This is a genomic window from Fimbriimonadaceae bacterium, from assembly GCA_019638775.1.
Classification (GTDB): Bacteria; Armatimonadota; Fimbriimonadia; order Fimbriimonadales; family Fimbriimonadaceae; genus JAHBTD01.
In genome coordinates this window covers 1-6,218 of sequence record JAHBTD010000053.1, presented here as the reverse complement: position 1 = coordinate 6,218, position 6,218 = coordinate 1, and the positions used below count along the sequence as shown (strand labels likewise).

The 6,218-nt window shown below is 57.3% G+C and carries 6 protein-coding genes; all 6 read left to right on the top strand.

The features are described from left to right. Positions 1-130 precede the first annotated feature (130 nt). The 6 genes from KF784_19335 (at position 131) to KF784_19310 (ending at position 6,146) form a co-directional block, all read left to right on the top strand. A complete protein-coding gene (locus tag KF784_19335; protein ID MBX3121219.1) occupies positions 131-973 on the top strand; it encodes a phosphoadenosine phosphosulfate reductase family protein in 843 nt (280 codons plus the stop codon). Positions 974-988: 15 nt separating this feature from the next. Then, entirely contained in the window at positions 989-1,432 is a 444-nt protein-coding gene (locus KF784_19330; protein ID MBX3121218.1) for a hypothetical protein, read from the top strand. Positions 1,433-1,436: 4 nt separating this feature from the next. Further along, positions 1,437-1,781 carry a hypothetical protein gene (locus tag KF784_19325; GenBank protein ID MBX3121217.1) on the top strand — a complete coding sequence of 115 codons (345 nt, stop codon included), beginning with the start codon at positions 1,437-1,439 and terminating at the stop codon, positions 1,779-1,781. A 45-nt stretch (positions 1,782-1,826) separates the two neighbouring features. After that, positions 1,827-2,594: a hypothetical protein gene (locus tag KF784_19320; GenBank protein MBX3121216.1), complete on the top strand. Its 768-nt coding sequence runs from the start codon at positions 1,827-1,829 to the stop codon at positions 2,592-2,594. Continuing rightward, complete coding sequence (locus tag KF784_19315; GenBank protein ID MBX3121215.1) at positions 2,572-4,209, top strand: hypothetical protein; 1,638 nt, start codon at positions 2,572-2,574, stop codon at positions 4,207-4,209. Before KF784_19320 ends, KF784_19315 begins: the two co-directional genes overlap by 23 nt. Positions 4,210-4,523: 314 nt before the next feature. After that, positions 4,524-6,146 carry an ATP-dependent helicase gene (locus KF784_19310; GenBank protein ID MBX3121214.1) on the top strand — a complete coding sequence of 541 codons (1,623 nt, stop codon included), beginning with the start codon at positions 4,524-4,526 and terminating at the stop codon, positions 6,144-6,146. The last annotated feature ends 72 nt before the right edge of the window (positions 6,147-6,218 follow it).

Below are 6,218 nucleotides of genomic sequence, written 5' to 3'. Positions count from 1 at the left end.
GAAGGCATGAGTACGCGGAGCTGGCTCTTCACGGGGGGGATTGTGGCCATTTATTCAGCGGTCGCGGGGTATTGGCTCGGCGCACTGGTCCATATGCGCTGAAAAGAATGGGGTCGCGAAAAAAGGACGTATGACGAAGCGTATTGTGGGATTTTCAGGCGGGATCGACTCGCAGGCCGTAGCCGGGTGGGTGCTCAATCGGTACGACAAGCAGGACGTGGTAATCGTCAACACCGATGCCGGTGGGAACGAGCATCCTATGACGACTGAGCATATCGCATGGTACAGCGAGAACGTGCATCCAGTGAACACGATCCCGGCAATTGTGGCGGATATGTGGGAAGGCGAAGACCAGCCGGAGAAGCATGGATTTCAACCGACGGACGTGCTGACATTCCCGCTGATGTCCACAATCAAGGGGCGCTTCCCGAGCCGACGAGCGCAGTTCTGTACGGAAAAGCTCAAGCTGCGTCCGGTGCGCCGATGGGTCCAAGCGCAGTTTCCCGATGGAGACTATGAATACTACGCCGGCGTTCGACGGGACGAGTCGGAGCGGCGAAAGACGACACCGTTCACAGAATTCGATGCCTTCTACGACGCCTATCGGCACCATCCGATTGCCGACTGGACGAAACGCATGTGCTTCGATTTTATCAAATCCCGCGGTGAACAGATCAATCCACTCTATACGCTGGGGTTCAATCGCGTGGGGTGTGCGCCCTGCATTAACTCCAGTAAGGATGACGTGCTGAATTGGCTGCGGCGGTTTCCTGAGATGATCGACAAAGTTCGAGGATGGGAGCAGCAAGTCGGGCGAACCTATTTCGCGCCGATCGTGCCAGGTATGGAAATCAATTTTATCGATGACATTGTACGCTGGTCGCAGACCAGTCGCGGGGGCAGACAGGTGGATCTTTTGCGGGTGGTCAACGATCCGCCAAGCTGCGAGTCACAGTATGGGTTGTGCGAATAACTAAAAGGAGGATCTATGGCAGCGACGACAGCGGATTTAGTGAACCAGTTTATTGAACTGGACCGAAAGAAGAAGCAGGCGGATGACGACCTGGAGGCCATCAAAGAGGAAATGGCTCAGTTGGAACCGCAAATCATGGAGCGGTTCGAGAATGCCGGTATGCAGTCGATGAAGAGCAAGTCCGGCGTGGTGCTCTATATCCGCCGGCAGCTGTTCGCCGGTGCGGCCGAGGGCGCCACGGTCCTGCTGACGGAATCGCTCAAGTCGGCGGGGCTGGGCGACCTGGTGAAGGAAGCCGTCAACAGTCAACGGCTCTCGTCCTGGGTGACGGAGTTCGAGGCCGAGCACTTCAATGGTGCGAAGGTCAGGCCGGACGATTTGGTGCAGGCCATGCCGGCAGAGCTGCGAGAGTCGTTGAAGGTGACAGAGAAGTATAGCCTGCGGACCAAGAAGGGGTAAGCCCATGGAATCGAAGGAAGTCATTGTCTATCAGTGCCATGTGGCGGGCATCTACAAAGAGGAGGATGGAAACCTCAGTGAACAGGGGTTGAGTGTGATCTATCAAGCGGATTCTGATGACGCGGCCTGCGAAGCGGCGACACGGTTTCTCCGGAACCGGTGCAACGCATTAGGACTCACCCCTGCGTGTGTCCAGGTATGCAAGTTTTGCATTCGTCCGCTTGGGGATGATGGAAACTGTCAAACTCGAGCCGGTTTCAATTTCTTTGAATGGAAATACGACACGTCGCCGAATCCGTTCGAGGATCTGCTGTATAGCGAGGTTGTTCGCGTTACGCATCGACGATAGGTTTTTCAGTAGTCAACTAGCACTAGTACTATGAAAGGGGAGTCCATGGGAAAGCCGAAAGACGAGACGATCGGCAAGGGTGATGTGGCGACGGTGCAGAGCGGGGAGTTGATCCCGTCAAGCTATAAAGCGTTGTCGGTCGACACGAAGCAGCTGACGACGTTCATGCGGGACAACCTTGGCGCGCAGGGGTTCCGGCTGACGGACCTGGACAAGATAAAGGTCCCCTCCGGTGGGGGCAGTACGTGGGAAGTGCCGACGCTGCAGGGGAACAAACCCTATCAGGTGCTCGAAGGGATCGTCCTGCATTTCAAGGATGTGCGCGCCTACTGGAAAGAGAAGGACGGCGGGAACAAGCCGCCGGATTGCAGTTCCTCGGATAGTGCACATGGAGTCGGCGATCCGGGTGGAGATTGCCAGAAATGTCCGTTCGCGCAGTTCGGGTCGGCGACGGACGACCGTGGCAATGCGGCCGGCGGACAGGCATGTAAGGCGATGCGCTTGTTCTTGTTCCTGCGGGAAGACGACATGATTCCGATGATCGTGGCCCTGCCGCCGACTTCGCTCCAGAACGCGAAGAAGTACTTCCTCCGGCTCGTGGCCAACGGGTACCCGTTCTATGGGGTGACGACGCAGATCAGGCTGGAGCAGGCCAAGAATCCGCAAGGCAAGCCCTACAGCAAAGCCGTCCTCAACATGGGCCGGAAGCTCGAGGCGGAAGAATTCGCGAACGCGAAGGCGATCGGACAAGCCATGAAGGACCTCTTTGATCAGGCCTCACAGGTGATCGATGCCGACGTTGCCGACGAGTAACGATCTCCAGCGATTCCTTGAAGCCGTCTGGCCGGACCTCGATGGACGGTGGCTCCTCTTCTGGGGGGCGCCGTCCAAGCGGTCGAGCTGGGTGCAGTCAATTACGCCGGACGAACTGGCGGCGATCGACATCTGGGCCGCGAAGGAAAACGTGTATCTCGGGTGTGCGCTGCGAAGTGCCAACCTGGGGCCCACGTTGCGGGGCGAAAAGGCCGACTGTATAGCGATTCCTGGGGTCTGGGCAGATTTGGACTACGCAGAAGGCGGGGGCCACAAGAAGCCGAACCTCCCCCAGACGGAAGACGACGCGATGCGGCTGCTGGCCGAGATGGGGCCACCTCCCTCCATCATTGTGCACAGCGGCCGTGGCTTGCAGGCCTGGTGGCTCTTCAAAGAGCCCTGGGCCTTCGAGTCGGACGACGATCGGGCAAAGGCCGAAGCGCTGACGAAGGGCTGGTGCTCGACGCTCCGTGCGCGGGCCAAGGTCCACGGCTGGGACGCCGATCAAGTGGGCGATCTGACGCGAGTCATGCGCTTGCCGGGGACCTGGAACCGGAAGGGGGTGCCGAAGAAGACGCGACTGCTTGAGCTGAACGAGCACCGGTATGAGCCGAGCGATCTGGAAGGGTACTTGCTGCCGGAGACGGAAGAGAAAACGCAAGCCGCGAACCTGGCCTGGGCCTTCGATCTCAGTCCGTCGGCGGAACCGCCGGCAGAGAAATTCATGCGGCTCTGTGAGATTGATAGCGGCTTCAAGGGGGCCTGGGAACACTCCCGGACGGACCTCCAAGACCAGTCGGCCAGTTCCTATGATCTGAGCCTCGCCACCAAGGCCCTTGCGGCCTCCTGGACGGGGCAGGAAGTGGTCAATCTGCTCATTGCCCACCGGAGGCGCCACAACGCCGACCTGAAGCTCCGGAAAGACTATTACGAGCGAACGCTGAACCTGGCCATGACCGGGAAGGGTGTCGAGGAGCGGCGGGCGCTGGCTGAGTCCCTGAAAAATGGGGAATCGTTGCCGGAACATGTGGCCACAGACCCCGCGGAGCTTCTGGCGCTGGTCTCGGACAAGTTGGGCGTGTCGATCACGAAATTTGTGCGATACCGCGGGGACGGCAATACGTATGAGTTGGATGTGAACGGCCGGACGGTCAGCGCGGCAGGCGTGGAAGACTTCGATTCTCAGACGAGATTCCGGCGCCTACTCCTCGACCATACCGACGTGCGTATTGCCACGATGAAGGCGGATAAGTGGGACGAAATTATCCAGTGGCTCTTCCGGGCGATCGAGAATGTGGACGTTGAAATCGGGACCAAGAAGGGCACGTTTGAGAACTGGCTAGAGGTGTATCTGTCCTCGGCTGGCATTCAAGGGCAAGAGCGATGGATGGATGCCGCTATTATGGGGAACCCGTTCCGGCTCGACGGGGATGTCTATATCGTCTCGGAAACCTTCCGGCAATTTCTGATTGGGAAGATGAATGAACGGCTCACCTCGAAGGAACTGAGCTTCATGATGACGCAACTAGGGTACCGGCATGAACGGAAGAACGTGAAGAGTTCCAAGGGTGGCTCGTTCACGAAGCGGAGCGTGTGGAGAATCCAGTCGGCATGACAAAGTCAGCTGCCAATCGGTGACTCGAATGGTGACTACAGAAATGCATCAGCGTCAAATGTTTGACTATTCAGTAAAATCAGCAGGTTATAGAATTCTCTCTTATAGGAAGAATCATGCCAGAGTTACTAGTCAGCAAGTCAGCAAGTCAGCAAAAAAAAATCGGCCCTGCAATCGGTACTGCCCATCGCGAAAAAAATCTGCTGACTTGTGCAACTTTTTTCTCAACATATTGACTTATATGGGGAATTCCGTAGTCAGCACGAGTCAGCAGGCATCTAAACAGTTGAAAACATTATAAGTCAGGTCGAAATATGCCCAAAAAATCCAAAGAATTTCGCATCGTTGGGCCTCCCGGAACGGGGAAAACAACCACGTTGAGCCGTTTGATCGCCAAAAGTTGCAGCCAGTACGGGAGCGAGGCTGTCCTGGTGACTAGTTTTACGAAGGCTGCAGCGAGGGAATTAGTCAGCAGAAATCTCCCCCTGAACGACGACCGGATCGGCACGCTACACGCACTCTGTTATCGTGCCCTGGAGCGGCCAAAACTTATCGACAGGGAACTCCTGAAAGACTGGAACGCCTCCTATCCGTCGATGCAGTTCGGGGGCATCGGCTCGAACCTTGACGATCCGTATGGGGATATTGAGTCCAGCGGGGCGAAGGACGGAGACGGGCTACTCCAGGAGTTGAATCGACTCCGTGGGCTCCAGGTGCCAGCGGACTTCTGGCCGATTCGCATCCAAAACTTCTCGCAGTACTGGGCGGATTTTAAGGATCAGACCTTTACCATCGATTTTACCGACCTGATTTCCCGATGCGTGGAGGAGCGGGTTCCCATTCCACACGAGAGCCGGGTGATGTTCCTCGATGAGGTCCAGGATTTTAGCCCGCTGGAGCTCTCCCTTGCCCGCTGGTGGGGGTCGTCCTGTGAAGAGCTGTATTTAGGTGGGGATGACGATCAAGTGCTCTATAGGTTCAAAGGGGCGATTCCTGATGCCTTTATGTCGCCGGACCTGCCGGCAGAGCAAGTCACGATTCTCGCGCAATCGTATCGGGTTCCTCGGGCCGTGCATGCGGCCGCGACGGCATGGGTTGAGCAGATCGAGAACAGAATCCAGAAGGACTACAAGCCTCGAGACGTTGAGGGCGCCGTGGGGCAACTCGATATCAATTACAAGTGGCATGAAACGATGAAGTACCGGCTTGAAGAATGGATTGATGCCGGGAAGACGGTCGCGATCCTGGCCTCTTGCAGCTTCTTCCTCGATCCGGTGAAGCACAAGCTGCGGGACTGGGGCTTCCCGTTCTGGAACCCCTACCGGAAGACTAGGGGAGATTGGAATCCGTTGACGGGACGATCGGGGACGATCAGTGCATCGGATCGGGTGAGGATGTACCGGAAGCCCGTCGACGAATCGGGATGGTGGACCTATCGGGAACTGTGGGAATGGGCGGGGTGTCTGAAGGCCGAAGACATCTTCCATCGTGGCGCGAAGACGCTCATGCGACGGAAGGCTGAAGGCGAAGAGACGGCCGGGCTGGCGGTGGAAGTGGATGATCTCGAGCAGTGGTTCGCCGATCCGGTCGCGGCAGAGAAGGCCACAGCCGGCGATGTTGGCTGGTTGCAGTCAAACCTGCTTGATACCTATCGGAAGCCGATCGGTTACGCCTGCAACATTCTTGAAGCGAGGGGCCCGAAGGCGCTGAAGGATCAACCGAAAATCACGTTAGGGACGGTGCATTCCGTGAAGGGAGGAGAAGCGTCGATCGTCGTCTTGTTTCCAGATTTGAGCCCGGCTGGCTATCAGGAATGGACGACGCCGGGCGAGGCCCGCGACTCGGTACGGCGGATGTTTTATGTGGGTCAAACACGAGCTAGGGAAGAGCTCTACTGGGCTCAACCTGTCGGGCCATCAATATCGGGGTATCTATGAGCCTGTGGCAGCAAAAGAAAGCGGAACTCACCTTAGATTGGAGGGCAGCATGGAGGGAGATTGCACAGTGGA